This is a genomic window from Siccibacter turicensis LMG 23730, assembly GCF_000463155.2.
GTDB lineage: Bacteria > Pseudomonadota > Gammaproteobacteria > Enterobacterales > Enterobacteriaceae > Siccibacter > Siccibacter turicensis.
Window position 1 is genome coordinate 262,044 of sequence record NZ_AWFZ01000017.1, and the last position, 16,984, is coordinate 279,027.

17 protein-coding genes and 1 tRNA gene are annotated in these 16,984 nt (G+C 53.7%); 6 read left to right on the forward strand and 12 right to left on the reverse strand.

Translation table 11 applies throughout. The annotated features are described in order from the left end of the window. Positions 1–4 precede the first annotated feature (4 nt). Complete coding sequence (bacA, locus tag DW58_RS03020; RefSeq protein ID WP_024549903.1) at positions 5–823, reverse strand: undecaprenyl-diphosphate phosphatase; 819 nt, start codon at positions 821–823, stop codon at positions 5–7. Between the two features lie 115 nt (positions 824–938). Continuing rightward, positions 939–1,307, reverse strand: coding sequence for a bifunctional dihydroneopterin aldolase/7,8-dihydroneopterin epimerase (folB, locus tag DW58_RS03025; RefSeq protein ID WP_035885525.1), 369 nt, complete (start codon positions 1,305–1,307; stop codon positions 939–941). Positions 1,308–1,459: 152 nt separating this feature from the next. On the opposite strand from folB, the gene plsY reads away from it, so the two are divergent. Continuing rightward, positions 1,460–2,098, forward strand: a complete 639-nt coding sequence (gene plsY / locus DW58_RS03030; protein ID WP_024549901.1) for a glycerol-3-phosphate 1-O-acyltransferase PlsY — start codon at positions 1,460–1,462, stop codon at positions 2,096–2,098. Between the two features lie 51 nt (positions 2,099–2,149). On the opposite strand, the gene tsaD is transcribed toward plsY, so the two are convergent. Next, a complete protein-coding gene (tsaD, locus tag DW58_RS03035; protein ID WP_024549900.1) occupies positions 2,150–3,163 on the reverse strand; it encodes a tRNA (adenosine(37)-N6)-threonylcarbamoyltransferase complex transferase subunit TsaD in 1,014 nt (337 codons plus the stop codon). A 305-nt stretch (positions 3,164–3,468) separates the two neighbouring features. Between tsaD and rpsU the strand changes: the two genes are divergently transcribed. The 3 genes from rpsU to rpoD all read left to right on the forward strand — a co-directional run bounded on the left by rpsU (position 3,469) and on the right by rpoD (position 7,762). After that, positions 3,469–3,684: a 30S ribosomal protein S21 gene (gene rpsU / locus DW58_RS03040; RefSeq protein ID WP_001144069.1), complete on the forward strand. Its 216-nt coding sequence runs from the start codon at positions 3,469–3,471 to the stop codon at positions 3,682–3,684. 184 nt (positions 3,685–3,868) lie between these two features. Next, on the forward strand, positions 3,869–5,614 hold the full coding sequence (gene dnaG, locus DW58_RS03045; protein ID WP_024549899.1) for a DNA primase: 1,746 nt from the start codon (positions 3,869–3,871) through the stop codon (positions 5,612–5,614). Positions 5,615–5,920: 306 nt separating this feature from the next. Next, entirely contained in the window at positions 5,921–7,762 is a 1,842-nt protein-coding gene (rpoD, locus tag DW58_RS03050; RefSeq protein ID WP_024549898.1) for an RNA polymerase sigma factor RpoD, read from the forward strand. 65 nt (positions 7,763–7,827) lie between these two features. Here the strand turns inward: rpoD and DW58_RS03055 are convergent, their stop codons facing one another. The 4 genes from DW58_RS03055 to mug all read right to left on the reverse strand — a co-directional run bounded on the left by DW58_RS03055 (position 7,828) and on the right by mug (position 10,181). Then, positions 7,828–8,289: a hypothetical protein gene (locus tag DW58_RS03055; RefSeq protein ID WP_235047731.1), complete on the reverse strand. Its 462-nt coding sequence runs from the start codon at positions 8,287–8,289 to the stop codon at positions 7,828–7,830. Between the two features lie 25 nt (positions 8,290–8,314). Further along, positions 8,315–8,920 carry a hypothetical protein gene (locus DW58_RS03060; protein ID WP_024549896.1) on the reverse strand — a complete coding sequence of 202 codons (606 nt, stop codon included), beginning with the start codon at positions 8,918–8,920 and terminating at the stop codon, positions 8,315–8,317. Between the two features lie 55 nt (positions 8,921–8,975). Beyond that, complete coding sequence (locus DW58_RS03065; protein WP_024549895.1) at positions 8,976–9,479, reverse strand: hypothetical protein; 504 nt, start codon at positions 9,477–9,479, stop codon at positions 8,976–8,978. A gap of 195 nt (positions 9,480–9,674) precedes the next feature. Then, positions 9,675–10,181 (reverse strand): G/U mismatch-specific DNA glycosylase, encoded by a 507-nt coding sequence (gene mug / locus DW58_RS03070; protein WP_024549894.1) that lies wholly within the window; start codon positions 10,179–10,181, stop codon positions 9,675–9,677. A 126-nt stretch (positions 10,182–10,307) separates the two neighbouring features. On the opposite strand from mug, the gene DW58_RS03075 reads away from it, so the two are divergent. Then, positions 10,308–10,383 (forward strand) — tRNA-Ile (locus tag DW58_RS03075). A gap of 176 nt (positions 10,384–10,559) precedes the next feature. After that, on the forward strand, positions 10,560–11,090 hold the full coding sequence (locus DW58_RS03080) for a hypothetical protein (RefSeq protein ID WP_024549893.1): 531 nt from the start codon (positions 10,560–10,562) through the stop codon (positions 11,088–11,090). Between the two features lie 837 nt (positions 11,091–11,927). Here the strand turns inward: DW58_RS03080 and DW58_RS03090 are convergent. Genes DW58_RS03090 through DW58_RS03110 form a run of 5 tightly spaced genes read right to left on the reverse strand, consistent with a single transcriptional unit; the run spans position 11,928 to position 16,980 of the window. Next, entirely contained in the window at positions 11,928–13,625 is a 1,698-nt protein-coding gene (locus DW58_RS03090) for a hypothetical protein (RefSeq protein WP_024549891.1), read from the reverse strand. Between the two features lie 2 nt (positions 13,626–13,627). Beyond that, the gene (locus DW58_RS03095; protein WP_024549890.1) at positions 13,628–14,167 is read right to left on the reverse strand and encodes a baseplate complex protein; all 540 of its coding nucleotides are present in this window, start codon (positions 14,165–14,167) and stop codon (positions 13,628–13,630) included. Next, complete coding sequence (locus DW58_RS03100) at positions 14,139–14,855, reverse strand: hypothetical protein (RefSeq protein WP_024549889.1); 717 nt, start codon at positions 14,853–14,855, stop codon at positions 14,139–14,141. Before DW58_RS03100 ends, DW58_RS03095 begins: the two co-directional genes overlap by 29 nt. A gap of 2 nt (positions 14,856–14,857) precedes the next feature. Continuing rightward, on the reverse strand, positions 14,858–15,439 hold the full coding sequence (locus DW58_RS03105; RefSeq protein WP_024549888.1) for a tail fiber assembly protein: 582 nt from the start codon (positions 15,437–15,439) through the stop codon (positions 14,858–14,860). After that, positions 15,439–16,980, reverse strand: a complete 1,542-nt coding sequence (locus DW58_RS03110) for a phage tail-collar fiber domain-containing protein (protein ID WP_024549887.1) — start codon at positions 16,978–16,980, stop codon at positions 15,439–15,441. Before DW58_RS03110 ends, DW58_RS03105 begins: the two co-directional genes overlap by 1 nt. Positions 16,981–16,984: the final 4 nt, after the last annotated feature.

Consider the following 16,984-nt stretch of genomic DNA (forward strand, 5'->3'; position numbering starts at 1 on the left):
TTACTCAGAAGAATACGACGTAGACCGCGGCGGCCACCACAAAGCGGTAGATGGCAAACGGGATAAACGAAATACGCTTGATGAGATGCAGGAAGGTTTTGATAGCCACCAGCGCCACCAGGAACGCGGTAACAAAGCCCACGGCGAACATCGGGAAGTCGGCCATGGTCAGGAAGTGCCAGCTCTTGTAGAGATCGAGCACCGTTGCGCCCATCATCATCGGCACGGCCAGCAGGAACGAGAATTCCGACGCCGCGTAGCGGCTTACGCCCATCAGCATCCCGCCGGAAATGGTGGCGCCTGAACGCGAGAACCCCGGCCACAGCGCCAGACACTGGAAGCAGCCAATCATAAACGCCTGACGATAGGTCATATCATCCAGCCCCGGTGCGCGCGGCTCTTTCGGCTTCAGCACCTCAGCGGCAATCAGCAGGAAGCCGCCGACTACCAGCGCATACATCACGTTGATAGGGTTAAACAGGGATTTGATGGCGTCATGGAAGATAAGCCCCAGCACTACCGCCGGGATCATGCCGAGCAGGATGTGGATCAGGGTCAGACGGCCCTTGCCGGTGCCTTCATGCGGCGGATGACCAAAGTGGATGCCGATCAGGCCAAACAGACGGCGCCAGAACATCACCACCACGGCCAGAATCGACCCGAGCTGAATCACCACTTCAAACGTCTTCGCCGTTTCATCTTCGAACCCCAGCAGGTGTCCGACGATAATCATGTGACCGGTGCTGGAGACGGGCAGGAACTCGGTCAGGCCTTCGACCACGCCGAGTATCGCCGCCACCAGCAGCGAGTGCATATCACTCATCAAATGACCCTCTAAAAATATTCAAAAGAATAAAAGCAGCGCGCCTGTGCAGCGGCTGCAAAATGTCCACGCAGTATGACCCGTATCCCCGCGTTTGGTTTAATGAATATGAAAACTAAATGGTTTCTTTCGGATTATTGCTACGCTCGATGATTACACCGACGTTTACCGCACGCGCGACGGCGCCAGGCTTGCTGACTTTGATGCGCACCCAGGGCGAGGCAAAGCGGGTCAGCAGGATATCCGCCACCTCTTCCGCCACACGTTCCACCAGCGCGAATTTATTACCTTCCACGTGGCCGACGATGGCCTCGCTGATGTCGGCATAGCTCAGGCAGTCATTCACGTCGTCGCTTTTTGCCGCACGGCGGTTGTCCCATGCCATTTCGATATCGAACACCAGCTTCTGCTCGATGGTCTGTTCCCAGTCGTAAACGCCAATAGTGGTGATTACTGAAAGTTGCTCTATAAATACAATGTCCACGATCACCTGCCCGATGGTTGGCTAAGCCGAAAGCCCGCAGCTCGCCGCGTTGCCAGCCTCAGGCTGTACGGCGGGATACCACTTCCGGCGAAATATGCGTATTATCCACAGATGCAGAGAATACAACGACATTTTCAAAACGGAACAGCGTTATGAGTGTAATCGCGCCTGGGATGATGATCCTCGCGTACCTGTGCGGCTCCATATCCAGCGCCATTCTGGTCTGCCGACTCGCGGGTCTGCCCGACCCACGCCTGAGCGGATCCGGTAATCCCGGTGCGACCAACGTCTTACGCATTGGCGGCAAGGGCGCCGCACTTGCGGTACTGATATTCGACGTGTTGAAAGGCATGCTGCCGGTGTGGGGCGCCTACGCGCTGGGCGTTACGCCGTTCTGGCTGGGGTTGATTGCTATCGCCGCCTGTCTGGGCCATATCTGGCCGATTTTCTTCCATTTTCGCGGCGGTAAAGGCGTTGCCACCGCGTTTGGTGCCATCGCGCCCGTGGGCTTCGATCTCACCGGTGTGATGGCCGTGACCTGGCTGCTTACCGTCCTGCTGAGCGGCTACTCGTCCCTTGGGGCGATTATCAGCGCGCTGATTGCCCCCTTCTACGTCTGGTGGTTCAAACCGCAGTTCACCTTCCCGGTCGCGATGCTCTCGTGTCTGATCCTGATGCGTCATCACGACAACATTCAGCGCCTGTGGCGGGGTCAGGAGAGTAAGATCTGGAAGAAGCTGAGGCGTAAGAAAAGCGACGAGAAGCACGCAGAGAAAGACAACGTAGAGTAAACGCTCGCCGCAGGGCTGCGACGAGCAATGCACAGGCCCGCTAACGGGCTATCAGGCGGCCGGCAGCTCCGCCAGCGGCCAGCGCGGACGCACAGAGACGCTCAAGTCCGCCACGCATCCTGCCTTAAACCGCACCATTCCCGCATAGGCGATCATCGCCCCGTTATCAGTACAGAATTCCGGACGCGCGTAGAACACTTCACCGCGACGCTTCTCCATCATCTGCCCCAGTTTTGCCCGCAGGGTGCGGTTGGCGCTGACGCCGCCCGCCATCACCAGACGCGTAAAGCCGGTCTGATCCAGCGCGCGCTTGCACTTGATCATCAGGGTATCCACCACCGCATCTTCAAACGCGCGGGCGATATCGGCACGGGTCTGATCGTCGGTGCCGTTATCGCGAATGGTGTTGGCCGCAAAGGTTTTCAGACCGGAGAAGCTCAGATCCAGCCCCGGACGGTCGGTCATCGGGCGCGGGAAGGTAAAGCGCCCTTCAACGCCCTGTGCGGCCATCTTCGACAGCAGCGGGCCGCCGGGATAGTCCAGCCCCAGCAGCTTGGCGGTTTTATCGAAGGCTTCACCCGCGGCGTCATCAATGGACTCGCCCAGCAGTTCGTACTGGCCGATGCCGGTCACGCTGATGAGCTGGGTATGGCCGCCGGAAACCAGCAGCGCGACAAAGGGAAACGCCGGCGGGTTATCTTCAAGCATCGGCGCCAGCAGGTGGCCTTCCATGTGATGGACGGCGATCGCCGGCACGTCCCAGGCAAACGCCAGCGACCGACCGATGGTCGCACCGACCAGCAGCGCACCGACCAGACCGGGGCCGGCCGTGTAGGCCACCGCATCGATCTCACCCGGCGCGACGTTGGCCTCTTTCATGGCGGCCTGAATCAGCGGAATGGTTTTACGCACGTGATCGCGTGAAGCCAGCTCAGGCACCACGCCGCCGTAGTCAGCGTGAAGTTTCACCTGACTATACAGTTGGTTGGCGAGCAACCCGTTTTCATCGTCGTAAATGGCGATGCCGGTTTCATCGCAGGATGTTTCGATTCCCAGTACACGCATGGCTGATTTCTACCTCTGTTAACTGCCGCGCAGTGTATGCCGCAGCGCGGAAGTTGTAAAACTTTGCGCACCCAAACGCGAGTGTCGTGTATACTCTGTGCCCCTGGAATGGCGCCATGCCCGAGGCGGCGTGTGATAAGGTCGGCAAATTGCTGGCCGCAGCGTATCGCTTGCGTAAAAGATGGCGTGGAACGCCTGGCGGTGCTTTACAAAGCAGCAGCAGTTGCAGTAAAATTCCGCACCATTTTGAAATAAGCTGGCGTTGATGCCAGCAGCAAACCGATTTAATCAAAGGTGAGAGGCACATGCCGGTAATTAAAGTACGTGAAAACGAGCCGTTCGACGTAGCACTGCGTCGCTTCAAGCGTTCCTGCGAGAAAGCAGGTGTTCTGGCGGAAGTTCGTCGTCGTGAGTTCTATGAAAAACCGACTACCGAACGCAAACGCGCTAAAGCTTCTGCTGTGAAACGTCACGCGAAGAAACTGGCTCGCGAAAACGCACGCCGCACTCGTCTGTACTAATTGATTGAGGACTCAGGTCCTCATTTCAGACAGAGTTGTTGCTATAAAGGGCCGTGCTTCCGAAAGGAATGCGCGGCTTGTTTTCGTTTATAACTTTCATAATTCAAGTCGCAGATAGTGGGTACGCCCACGGCCATCCTGCCACTCGACTTATGTCAGTTATTCAAGCTACTACACGGGGCTTATGGCTGGACGTATTCCACGCGTTTTTATCAATGACCTGCTGGCTCGAACCGATATCGTCGACCTTATCGACGCACGGGTAAAGCTTAAAAAGCAGGGCAAGAATTTTCATGCGTGCTGTCCTTTTCATAATGAGAAAACCCCCTCCTTCACCGTAAACGGTGAAAAACAGTTCTACCACTGCTTTGGCTGCGGCGCACACGGTAACGCTCTGAGCTTTTTGATGGAGTACGACAAGCTCGACTTCGTGGAAAGCGTAGAAGAGCTGGCGGCGATGCACAACCTTGAAGTGCCGTACGAAGCCGGCAGTGGGCCCAGCCAGATTGAACGCCATCAGCGTCAAAACCTGTATCAGCTGCTCGACGGGCTGAATGCGTTTTATCAGCAGTCGCTGACGCAGCCCGCGGCAGAACCTGCCCGCCAGTATCTGGATAAACGCGGTTTAAGTCGCGAGGTCATTGAGCGTTTTGCCATTGGCTATGCGCCTCCGGGCTGGGACAACGTATTAAAGCGTTTCGGGGGAAATCAGGAGAACCGACAGTCGCTTATCGACGCCGGTATGCTGGTGACCAACGATAACGGACGCAGCTATGACCGCTTTCGCGAGCGCGTCATGTTCCCCATCCGCGATAAGCGGGGCCGGGTTATCGGCTTTGGCGGGCGCGTTATGGGCGACGGGCAACCGAAGTACCTGAACTCCCCGGAAACCGATATTTTCCATAAGGGCCGCCAGCTGTATGGCCTGTATGAAGCGCAGCTGAGCCAGCAGGAACCGCCGCGGCTGTTGGTGGTTGAAGGCTATATGGATGTCGTCGCGCTGGCGCAGTACGACATCAACTATGCCGTCGCCTCGCTCGGCACCTCGACCACAGCGGATCATATCCAGCTGCTGTTCCGGGTGACCAACAGCGTGGTCTGCTGCTACGACGGCGACCGCGCCGGACGTGAAGCCGCATGGCGCGCGCTGGAAACGGCGCTGCCCTATATGACCGATGGCCGCCAGCTGCGCTTTATGTTCCTCCCGGATGGGGAAGATCCCGATACGCTGGTGCGTAAAGAGGGCAAAGCGGCGTTTGAAGCGCGGATGGAGCAGGCTCAGCCGCTCTCCACGTTTTTGTTCAACAGCCTGCTGCCGCAGGTTGATTTGAGTACGCCGGACGGACGCGCGCAGCTCAGTACGCTGGCGCTGCCGCTGCTCAACCAGGTTCCGGGCGAAACGCTGCGCATCTATCTGCGTCAGGAGCTGGGCAACAAGCTGGGGATCCTGGACGATAGCCAGCTGGAGCGACTGATGCCGAAAAAGGCAGATAGTTCTGCTTCACGGCCGGTGCCGACGCTAAAACGCACAACCATGCGTATACTGATTGGACTGCTGCTGCAAAACCCGGAGCTGGCGCCGCTGGTGCCCGATTTATCAGGGCTGAACGCGGAAAAATTGCCCGGGCTTGGCTTATTCCGGGAATTGGTCAACACTTGTTTGTCACAGCCAGGACTCACTACCGGCCAGCTGCTGGAGCAGTATCGCGGCACAAATGAAGCCGCAACCCTTGAAAAACTCTCAATGTGGGACGATATAGCAGACAGGGACATCGCAGAAAAAACGTTCACCGATGCGCTGGAGCATCTTTTTGACTCCGCGTTGGATCTGAGACTTAACGAATTAATTGCCCGCTCGCGTACCGAAGGATTGAGCGCAGCAGAGCGTGAGGAAGTTCGCATTATCACGCAGGCGCGAGCGAAGAAGTAGCACCCGTCGCCGGGTGAACAAACGTAATACTGAATTCTGCGGCTTAATTGCCGATTATTGATCGGGAGAACCCGACAGCCGCACCGCCGGGCAGCGGCATGATACTAAAAGCGCCCGCACTACCAGACACAGACGTATCGCAGCAGGAGGCATGTGATTCATCCGCCAGGTCCTGAAATGTCAGAGACGGGGATGCACAGTGCCTCTTCAGCATTTATAGCGGTACGGACAGTGGCTGGTAACGTTATTGTTGGCGGCAACGCCTACCAACACCAACCCTCATGAAATAAGTGTGGATACCGTCTTATGGAGCAAAACCCGCAGTCACAGCTGAAGCTTCTCGTCACACGTGGTAAGGAGCAAGGCTATCTGACCTATGCCGAGGTCAATGACCATCTGCCGGAAGATATCGTCGACTCCGATCAGATCGAAGACATCATCCAAATGATCAACGATATGGGCATTCAGGTGATGGAAGAAGCACCTGACGCCGACGATCTGTTGCTTGCTGAAAACTCAAACAACACCGATGAAGACGCGGAAGAAGCTGCAGCCCAGGTGCTGTCCAGCGTGGAATCTGAAATCGGCCGCACCACTGACCCGGTGCGCATGTACATGCGCGAAATGGGTACCGTGGAGCTGCTGACCCGCGAAGGCGAAATTGACATCGCCAAACGTATCGAAGATGGCATCAATCAGGTTCAGTGCTCCGTCGCCGAGTATCCGGAAGCGATCACCTATCTGCTTGAGCAGTATGACCGCGTGGAAGCGGGCGATGCACGCCTGACCGATCTCATCACCGGCTTCGTCGACCCTAACGCGCAGGAAGATATCGCACCAACGGCCACGCACGTCGGCTCTGAACTGTCCACCGAAGAGATGGACGATGACGAAGACGAAGATGAAGACGAAGACGACGACAGCGACGACGACAACAGCATCGATCCTGAGCTGGCACGTGAGAAATTCGGCGAGCTGCGCACGCAGTACGAAGTAACGCGCGACACCATCAAAGCGAAAGGCCGCAGCCACGCGAAGGCGCAGGAAGAGATCCTCAAGCTGTCTGAAGTGTTCAAGCAGTTCCGTCTGGTGCCGAAGCAGTTCGACTACCTGGTAAACAGCATGCGCGTCATGATGGATCGCGTGCGTACCCAGGAACGCCTGATCATGAAGCTATGCGTTGAACAGTGCAAAATGCCGAAGAAAAACTTCATCACCCTGTTCACCGGCAACGAAACCAGCGAAACCTGGTTTAACGCCGCGATCGCGATGAACAAACCCTGGTCCGAGAAGCTGAAAGACGTTTCAGAAGACGTCCATCGCGGCCTGCAGAAGCTGCAGCAGATTGAAGAAGAAACCGGCCTGACCATCGAGCAGGTTAAAGACATCAACCGTCGCATGTCCATCGGCGAAGCGAAAGCCCGTCGTGCGAAGAAAGAGATGGTTGAAGCGAACTTGCGTCTGGTTATCTCTATCGCCAAGAAATATACCAACCGTGGTCTGCAGTTCCTCGACCTGATTCAGGAAGGCAACATCGGCCTGATGAAAGCGGTAGACAAGTTTGAATACCGTCGCGGCTATAAGTTCTCCACCTACGCAACATGGTGGATCCGTCAGGCGATCACCCGCTCTATCGCAGACCAGGCGCGCACCATCCGTATTCCGGTGCATATGATTGAGACCATCAACAAGCTCAACCGTATTTCTCGCCAGATGCTGCAGGAGATGGGTCGCGAGCCGACGCCGGAAGAGCTGGCCGAGCGCATGCTGATGCCGGAAGACAAAATCCGCAAGGTGCTGAAAATCGCCAAAGAGCCTATCTCCATGGAAACACCGATCGGTGATGATGAAGATTCGCATCTGGGGGATTTCATCGAGGATACCACCCTCGAGCTGCCGCTGGACTCTGCCACCACCGAGAGCCTGCGTGCTGCCACCCACGACGTGCTGGCTGGCCTCACCGCCCGTGAAGCAAAAGTGCTGCGTATGCGTTTCGGTATCGACATGAACACCGACCACACGCTGGAAGAAGTGGGCAAACAGTTCGACGTTACCCGCGAACGTATCCGTCAGATCGAAGCGAAGGCGCTGCGTAAGCTGCGTCACCCGAGCCGCTCTGAAGTGCTGCGTAGCTTCCTGGACGACTAATCGGTTTTTCTGACCGCAAAAAGCCCCGACCTGGTCGGGGCTTTTTATTTTCCACTACCATGCCATTACAACTCCGCAGGCTGCCATTTGGGATTATCCGGCAGCGGAATTAATCCCGAACTGACGCCGTTAATGCCATACACCTGAATATCCTGACCGTTGCGATAAAACTGATACTGCAGCGTCTTAATAAAGCTCGGCATATCCTCTGAATTATCCGCCGATTCGCAGGCATCCACGTAGACCGCCCCCGCATAATTGTTCGGGAAAATGGCGTAGATGTTGTGGTAGCAATCGCGACCATCCAGACAAAACGCCGCATTTTTGTCACCAATCACCGGTTCGCCTTCATCCCCCTGGAACGCGCCGTGGGCGATAATAAACAGATTTTCATTCTCTCGCAGCTGCGGTAATTCATTGTGAAAGACCTTAAACTTGCGTTCAAATACCAGCGGGTGATGACGAATAGAATGACGCGCAATCTCTTCCAGCTGGGCATCGTCGGTGCAGATAATAACAATCATCATAATGCTCCCGTGAGTGGATCGCCGGCTAGCGGACGGTCCAGGTGTTATCAAGATTCAGCGTGACATCCACGTTGTAGATGTTGGGGTTGAAGCTAATTTGCTGCGCATTGGTGATCGACTCCACGTCCAGCACCTCGCCCACTTCATAATCCCCGAACGTCACCCAGTACACCGGGTGCGGCGTAAAGCTGAAGGTAAGGTTCGGCTGAGCAGGCCGGGCAAACGTACCGGCGCCGGACATTGCCACCCCCACCGACGCGACATCAAACGGTACGGTGCTGCCGTTGTGCACATACAGCGTGCCGGGTTTCGCGCCGCCGCGCTGGTTTGCGAACGTCAGCGCCGCGCGGTCGCTGGTAAAATCAACGTGGTTACTGGCCGTCAGATCGGCCGGCCAGGTCTGGGAGGCATCGAACACCACGCCCGGCACCAGCGGACCGGTTTCATCCCAGATGAAGGCGTAGTCGATGCTCCAGCTGAACTTCACGTTTGTGGTCGGGTGTGCGGGCTCTGCGAACCACGCCAGCGACATCAGCTGCGGATCGTTCACGTCCGGCGCGGTCTGGTAGACGCAGATTTTGCCGTAGTTACGGGTGTTGTTATGGAAATTCAACGTATAGTTCTGTGACATAATAAGATCCTTAGTTTTGAGATAAGAAAAATAAGTTAATCGTGGGGACGTATTATTACAGCGGCTCACCTCCTTTAATTTTTCCGGTCGACGACCGTATCATCCGAATATTTCGCATGCTGACGCCAAACGTTCGGGTTAATTCCTGAGAAGGCACATTTTCCCGCATTGCCATTTGCATGGCGGCTCGCCGGATAGCAATAAAAACGCCCCATGCAGATGGCAATTCAATATGCCCGGAGGTGTCTGCGCGCCGCGCCAGTTTTTTGTAGTCGGCATCGTTAATATCCACCGCGTAAAGCTGCGCAAAGCGTAAGGCGTCTTTAGGCATATAGATCTTTCGCCCGCCGTGGCGGTACATCAGGTGAAACAGGGTTGAGAAGCCGCAGATCCCGGCGATCTCGGACGCCGCCCAGGGCATAGACGCCAGCACGCACCGCTGATTACTTTCGCAAAAGCGCACCAGTTCTTTTTCATTTTCAGAACGGATTATGGGTAGACCGGAGAATAAAGCTGGATAATCCATCCCCGGATCATCATTTCGCACTGTATTATTCATACTTTCCTCCATCAGTGTTATCTGCCTCTGGATAAGTGCAGCGTCATAACTGTGGAATCAGTATTAACCGGTGTCCGTTAATAAGACACGGCGGAAGAGTTCCCCCGAAAAGGGAATTAACCGAAGGGTGTATAATATATTTCGTGAAATAACGAGGAGAATATACTATTCCCCTCGTTTGCTGCGTAGCTGGCCTTACATACCGCGCACCATCAAGGCCTCATCCAGCTCCCGGTAGGCTTCCACCAGTTTCTCCAGCGGCGCGCGGTTCAACCCGCTGGGATTAGGCAGCACCCAGACCTGGGTCGCACCGATGGTGATGCTCTGCTTTCCCCAGTGTGCCCCGCGCTGGCTGAACGCCTGCTCGTAAGCCTGCTTACCGAGGATCGCCAGCGTGGTCGGCTGGTAATCCTCAATTTTTTTCACCAGATCGCGCCCGCCCTGCCGCAGCTCGTGAAGCTTAACCTCCGCAGCCTGCACCGTCGGGCGCTCCACCAACATGGTGATGCCGCAGCGCGTATCAAGCAGCTGGCGCTCTTCTTCCGGCTTCAGCTGCCGTTCGGTAAAGCCTGCGAGGTGAATGACTTTCCAGAAGCGGTTACCCGGATGGGCGAAGTGGTACCCGGTATGGGCAGAGGATTTACCGGGATTGATGCCGCAAAACACCACGCGCAGCCCCGGTTCGAGAATATCTTGTATCATTAGCAACCTTTCATAACTGACGGATTCTTAAAGTATAAAGCCTTATGCGCAGGTTGCTTATAAAAACAGCAGCCGCATCGTAATGGCTGGATTGAGGCCCGCAGTTACTTTATAATCCCCCGCCACGGCCCCTTAGCTCAGTGGTTAGAGCAGGCGACTCATAATCGCTTGGTCGCTGGTTCAAACCCAGCAGGGGCCACCAAATTTCCCTTTTAAAATCAAACAGATACGCGGATTCTCAAGGGCGCATTTGTAGTTCCCGTTCACCTACTGTCCCCTTTTTGTCCCCTCAAGTTTTCCAGCTTAATTCAGCCCGCGGGCTAGGTGCCTAGTTTTTAAGCGATCCGTTACCTTCTAATCAGTTGCTGAGGTTACATTTTGGAAAAATTAACCCTGTTGTTTAACCATCCGTTAGATGGTGTCTTAGTTTTCATTGGCGGTGCAGTAGCTTCCATTTTTGGTTCAGCCATTAAGGATGGGATCGTTAAAGTACTCAGTATATTTTCTAAAAAATATAAAAAGCGAAGCCGACTTAACAATATTAAATTACATCGGCAAGCACATATGCTTGCCTCTGACTTAACGTTACTAACCCTTTATAATTTCAGAGCAATGCGAATGATTCTGATGTGGGCAACCATAACCATAATCTTTGTGCTTACTACTGTTCTATTGCAGCTCAAGGCTGATAACATTTTATTGAAGGTGGATATGAAAGTATCTGCATATATAAATTTAAACTTAGACAATGTAGATATGGTCAACTTAATGCTTTTCGCACTAGTAAGTTTATTTATGCTTATTCTTATGGCTATATCGGGCTATGTTTCATCAGTACGTGTGCGTATAATTTATAGAGCGTTATATGTGCGGGCTAAACAACTGGGCTTCGGCTCCAAACTCCCTTAGTTTTTAAGCAATCCTGCCAATGTCCATAAGCAGCTAACCAAGCAGAAGATTCATCCGGAAAAGGTTTTTCAGCAATGGGAAGCCATTGCTGCTTCCCTTGCGACCTGTCCAGATACCGGACATCCCAGTACTGCGCACGTGGCCAGAGAACATACCTGTTATCTGGCCAAAAGTTATTAATCTGTGCGTCTCTCTTTTCAAGTTTTTGCCCCCTGGACAAAAAAATAAAAAGCGCGCCATCAATTGCAAATCGTCCCATCCCCGCCCCGCTTCAATGCTCAAAAACTGTATAAATATACAGTTCATCATATGCGACATTTTTCAGTGATGCCAATTCTGTGTAAAAGAGGCAAACCCGCCATATGCCTGGCCCGCCGTTGATTATTAAGTTTTCCTTTAAGCTCATATTAAGATCCATTTAACTGACGGAAAATTAATTTATCACTATAAAAACAATGCCTTATGAAAACAATCAGATCCTCACCTGATCCATCTAACTGAAAAAAAGTGAAATTCCTTTCATTCTTTTCAGTTCAGGATTCCCCGCACGCCGTCAGTGGTGGCGCGGGCTGGCAGTCTGTTTTGTAGAAAAACAAAACTGAAATTTTTTTGTGATCCAAAACTTGCAGGCGGGTGCGGTGTAGTGCCGTTTTTGTCTGCGACACATTTATTTTGTGGGCGTGTGGCCATGCCAGCGCAGCCAGGCGGCTGTGATCTGTTTCATGAGTGAACGGGGGCGCGGATAGGCTTAAGGCGCTCAGGCGACGTTCTGCGCAGCCTGAGGACGGATATAAAAAAGCCCGCATTATGCGGGCGTTGTGAGTACCTGAGTGATCGTCAGGCGATGATGCTCTCATACTTGCTTTTGGTTTGCTGCGCAGCTGAAGCCGTCTGGCTGAATGCGCTGGCATTGGTAGGCGTGCTTACGCTGGGGTGACTGTGATTCGCGCATTGCTGCGCCAGCTGAGCCAGTAAATCAATCGTGTCCAGCATCATGGCGAGAACATTCACGTTTTCATTACCAATATGTACCGTTGGCCCCATGACCTGCTGACCACCACTGGCAACGGATTTACGCAGTGCTGCTATCTTTTCTGTCAGCGCGCCCTGCGTATCAACGGTAATGTTACCTGCCACGGTAGTGGTCTGCTTTCCTGCAATATCTGTTTCAGCATCCCCCTGGACGCTGGCCAGATATTTCCCGGTGGCCAGCGCATAATCACCAGTAATCACCTGCTGAATTGCTCCGGCCATCAGCGTAGCCGTTCCCAGGACAGTGGTTTTATCCGTGGCCTTAATCGTGGTTTCACGCGTCACCATCTCCCGCGTTTCAGTATCTGCCGTAACACTGCGGGTCATGGACGTTTCACGAATAGCCTGATCAGTTTTGCGTTCCCAGTCCCCTGCCTGCGTCACGCGCTGTGAAACTTCAGCGCGCTGCTGTTGCAGTTGTTCGCCGGGCTTAACATCCGGCAGGCTGGTGCCATCCGGCACGGTCTGACGCACAAACGGCTTATCGGGGCGGCCGCCGGTAAAACCCACTTCAACCAGTGTTCCTTCAGGTGGAAACTGGAACATCCCCGAATCGTTACCTGCCATCGGCACCGGCAGCGGCACGGCGGTATAAACTGGCGTCGCGCTGTCCGGATTGCCGTCAGCGTCGAGCAGCTGCACATCAACGGCGTAGCGCGGGCGGAACGGATCGGCAAAGTTTCCACTGCTGGCCGCCTCACTGGGCGCAATTACGCGGGCAAATTTTGGCAGGTGCATCCCGCTGGCCAGCTCAGGGAAATGGCTTTCAATCTGACGCTGTACCGGTGATTTTTGCAGTGGCGCGCCGGTTGTCTTATCGCGAGGCGTCCAGGTTATGGCCATGTTTTCCGCAATCAGGTTGACCTTCGTAAGGCGCTGGCCGTTCACTTCCACGCCCGGCCGCAAAGTCTGGATCATAGGAATGGTCATGCTGTTGCCACCGGACGTGTCCTGGCTGAACTCATGCGGGATATCAACCGGACGCCCGGCAAACAGCGCCTTATCAGCGCCCCCCGCAAACACTGAACCGTCCGGCAGCTGATACCAGACGTAATCCGCGATACCAAATACCCGGCCCAGATTATTCAGTAACTGGAATCCCGTACCGGAGTGCGTGAAGTGCGGCACCGGTTTATCACTGTAGGCAGCGTCAGGGACTGTTATGGTCAGGCCGCTTTGTTCAGTCAGCCAGGCTGCAATCTCGCGAAGCGTCGGATGCTGGAATGAGCAGGGCCACAGTTTTTCAAATACCCCGACCATTTCACGGACGAAAAGGCGCATGAAACCTTTTCCGGCTGGCTGTGAGCGCTCCACATAGCCGGTAAACCAGCGCAGCATGTGATCGCCGTATCCAATATCAAGGCGCACTACTTTGCCGGTGTAATCCTGTTGTGTTTCAGCGGTGATAAATCCACGCCCGGCGGCGCTCAGCTCAAGCACCATATTCACATCAGCCATATGAACTTCATCACCTGAAAGGTACAGGCGTTTGATCGGTTTCATATTTACCCCAACGCCTCGTTTACAGGCTTCAGCACTTTTTTCTCAAACCATGTCATTTTATCTGCATCTTCTCCGGCAGCTGCCTGCCCGCCTGCTCCGGCGGCTGTCTGCATTTTGCTGGTTTTGCGACCATTTGCGGCCGCCTCTTTCTTTTCAGGCACGCTGAGATATTCAGTCAGTGTGAACGTGACCGCCCAGGACATGCGTCCGTCCTGTTGGGGCGCGTCCAGTGTGCCGCTGAATGTCGCTTCACGAAGGTTAACTGCGCGTGCTACCGAATTGGCCACGCGATAAACGACACGCTTACCGGCCGCATCGGTGGCATTGGCCAGCTGAAAAATACGCGCCAGGGTGGCGGCATCTTTAAACGGAATTTCTCCATTCACGCGCAGTTCTTTGCCCTTCGCGCCCTGCTCCGCCTTCGTCGTCGCGCTGGTTTGCCCGGACTGGTCTTTATCGGGAAACTGCTGGGTTATCGTCACGCGCATATTTTTCAGCGTGATGGCCTCGCCATTAAGTGCCAGCGTAGCTGTCGTCGTCATGGATCATGCTCCTGATACCGCTTAAATCCTTACCTGTCAGCATAATGGCGGCGCAGTAGACCGAGGTTCGGGCCGGAATGCCTCCCATCAACTGACGTAAAATATCCGCAGCATTGCCGCTTGCAGTAAATACCCACCCCCGCGCCGACTTTGCCGACACGTCACCCGCACCCGCGGCAATATCAGCCAGCAGGCTGGCGCGCTTTGCGCTGAATTCGGTCAGGCTTTTTTTAAGGTCATCCATACTCATGGCTTTGGCTTCGCCCGCTTTTGCGATAGCGGCCGCAGCGCTAACGGCTCTTGCTGTGGGAACCGAAAGCGGAAGCGCAGCACCGGGACCGCCTTCGGCCTTTGCAGGCTTTTGCATTTTCACGGTGGCAAGTTCTGCCGCCGAACGGGCAAGGCGGCTTACCTGCGTAAACGCCGGGACAGGAAAGACGTCGGTTAATGGATCAAGGCGTGATAAAAATTCTTCCTGCGTCTGCCCGGTAGCCAGCAGGATCACCACGTCTGTATCGCCGGTTACGCTCCCCAGCTTTTCACCAAACCACGCCACGGCGTTGGCCGGGCTGAGATACGCCCCGTTATCTGTCTGCTGGCCCAGTCCGTAAACCCAGGGGTGTGCAGCAGTAACTGAGCAGTTGGTTTCCACTGCTTCAGTTAATTTTAAAATAGCCTCTCTCCACATGATTATAATCCGGGTAATTCTGGCCAGATTGTTGGCGGAGCAACAGAGGCATCCAGGGCCTTTAGTTGTTTTTTATACTCAAGCCATTTGGCTAATTTTGCCTTGTCCTCTTCACTTATCGTGCCCAGCGTTAGCTCATCTCTCCAGTCCCGCATAACGTCATCGGCCTGTGCCAGTAAAGTTTCCCGTCGCGTTTCAGTTTGCCTGATTTCATCTGCCTGCCGCGCTGCGATATCTGTTACCCACCTTTTTCCATTCCAGCTATCAAATCTGGAAGAAGGCGGAATAGTTATGTAGCCATCCCTGATTTTTCCCAGATAAGTGATAATTTGAGGCTCACCGGTTAGCGTCGAATAGGCAGTAATGCCTCTGAAATCCTCTATATAAAGCCAGTTTGGAGCGCGATATATACGCGCTGCGCCCTCTTTTTTATCAGGTGGAGGTGTTAATGTTGAAAACACTGGTATGCCTGTTCCGGCAAGAATACGAACATCATACGATGACAGAAATTCGCCAGTTGTCGGCTCAAAACCGTAGACCGTTATGACACCAGTTTCAGTAGCATTTCCGTTTTTATCGAACATTATTTAGCCCTTACGATCATATTCCACGCCACGTTTTTAGGGCGTGTTTCTTCTGCTGTCCTGGCGATTCTGGATGAATCAAATGTGATTACATCGCAATTACTCGATGTTGATGCACCATTCATATCCACGTATTTCCCGCCTGTTTGTGACGCTAAACTGAACCCGCCATATGCATCAACCAGCACGCCACCCCCCTCCAACTTCGCCGCTCGGGTTTTAAAAGTGCCGGTAATTTTTTGAGAAGCATCATCCTGATACGACATTAACTTACGGTTAATATCAAAGCCCCTTCCGTTATCCCAGCCACGAACGAACCCCCCGCGCATATCTGCTGGCAGTACATTAGAGGGGTGAACTTGCGATAACAGAGGGTATTTTGATGGATCGAAGCTCTGTCCCATATATGGAATAAATTCCATAGTCATTTCAGGCCAGATTTCATGCGGCATTTTTTCAAGAGGCCATTCGACCAACTCGCCCACCATTGGAGCACCATATTTTGCAATGAACGGCAGATCCTGAAGGCCAAGTTGAAGAAGAAATTCCTCGCGGCTATTTTGCTTTAACAGGCCCAGCACAAACTCACTGACATAAGTTTGATCTAATTGTTTCTCTGAGTTAAACCACAGCAAGCTTTCAGCCTCAGGACTTATATTGCCCAGCGCTTTTAGCGGCCCCTGCAATTCAAGTTTGCGCTCTGTTTGGTTACCTTTAGGCCTGAGATCAACTACCGTTCCGTCAGTATAAATGTCTGCTATGGCGCAGACATAATGCCGCTCCTCGCCAATAACATAATTATTTAGCTCCTTTGCAACCGTAACTTTTGTTTTGTCTGACCATTCACTGGTGAGCGTACCATGCCAACAGGTATCTACCCATACCGTAGTTTTTTCGGCCGGTTTCACCAGGTATTGAGGAGCAAGCAGCTCAGCGCGTATCCCGGCGACGTAAGCTAAACCGCCATTCACTCGAAAAGCATCACCGTCTTTTTCAACAAGAAAAGCATCATCAATGAAGCCTGCCTCTCCCCAGACATCAATGTTTTCTTTGCGCATGCGCTCATCTACAGCGTCTAATCGGGCGGTAAAATCAATTTGCCACGTATCAGCAGGGGTGATGATTTGTGTTTGTTGTGAAGCACCATCATATTCCATCAAAAAAGATCGCGTCAGCACGTTGCCTTGCTGACCAGTGGCGGTTCTGATTTTCTTTTGCAGCGGGGCGTGAACAATCATGGCAACGGTATTTGTTTCCCGATGCACCAGCCCTACCCAGTTAAATTCAAAATCGCCGGTGTCGGCACCAAGCACAACTGAATAAACGACAGCGTTATTATTAACCATCCCCGTTTTACTAACTGTCTGCCGGAAAACAATCTGGCTTGCATCAGGTAAAGCTTCCTCCCGATTAATCGGGTCGGTAATGCTCAGCCCCGGCACGTTTGCAAAAACAAACTCATCAAGCGTTACAATTGCCCCATTTGCTGCCTGCTGGGCTTTAAGCTTTTCGAAAGCTTTGGTAATTACACTTTGACTCATAAAA

What these genes read in the sequence shown, in the direction of transcription:
- DW58_RS03100 (WP_024549889.1), bottom strand. Translation starts at nt 14,855, where the DNA reads ATGTGGAGAGAGGCTATTTTAAAATTAACTGAAGCAGTGGAAACCAAC.
- DW58_RS03055 (WP_235047731.1), bottom strand. Translation starts at nt 8,289, where the DNA reads ATGATGATTGTTATTATCTGCACCGACGATGCCCAGCTGGAAGAGATT.
- plsY (WP_024549901.1), top strand. Translation starts at nt 1,460, where the DNA reads ATGAGTGTAATCGCGCCTGGGATGATGATCCTCGCGTACCTGTGCGGC.
- DW58_RS03060 (WP_024549896.1), bottom strand. Translation starts at nt 8,920, where the DNA reads ATGTCACAGAACTATACGTTGAATTTCCATAACAACACCCGTAACTAC.
- rpsU (WP_001144069.1), top strand. Translation starts at nt 3,469, where the DNA reads ATGCCGGTAATTAAAGTACGTGAAAACGAGCCGTTCGACGTAGCACTG.
- DW58_RS03065 (WP_024549895.1), bottom strand. Translation starts at nt 9,479, where the DNA reads ATGAATAATACAGTGCGAAATGATGATCCGGGGATGGATTATCCAGCT.
- DW58_RS03095 (WP_024549890.1), bottom strand. Translation starts at nt 14,167, where the DNA reads ATGACGACGACAGCTACGCTGGCACTTAATGGCGAGGCCATCACGCTG.
- DW58_RS03110 (WP_024549887.1), bottom strand. Translation starts at nt 16,980, where the DNA reads ATGAGTCAAAGTGTAATTACCAAAGCTTTCGAAAAGCTTAAAGCCCAG.
- tsaD (WP_024549900.1), bottom strand. Translation starts at nt 3,163, where the DNA reads ATGCGTGTACTGGGAATCGAAACATCCTGCGATGAAACCGGCATCGCC.
- DW58_RS03105 (WP_024549888.1), bottom strand. Translation starts at nt 15,439, where the DNA reads ATGTTCGATAAAAACGGAAATGCTACTGAAACTGGTGTCATAACGGTC.
- rpoD (WP_024549898.1), top strand. Translation starts at nt 5,921, where the DNA reads ATGGAGCAAAACCCGCAGTCACAGCTGAAGCTTCTCGTCACACGTGGT.
- DW58_RS03090 (WP_024549891.1), bottom strand. Translation starts at nt 13,625, where the DNA reads ATGAAACCGATCAAACGCCTGTACCTTTCAGGTGATGAAGTTCATATG.
- dnaG (WP_024549899.1), top strand. Translation starts at nt 3,869, where the DNA reads ATGGCTGGACGTATTCCACGCGTTTTTATCAATGACCTGCTGGCTCGA.
- mug (WP_024549894.1), bottom strand. Translation starts at nt 10,181, where the DNA reads ATGATACAAGATATTCTCGAACCGGGGCTGCGCGTGGTGTTTTGCGGC.
- bacA (WP_024549903.1), bottom strand. Translation starts at nt 823, where the DNA reads ATGAGTGATATGCACTCGCTGCTGGTGGCGGCGATACTCGGCGTGGTC.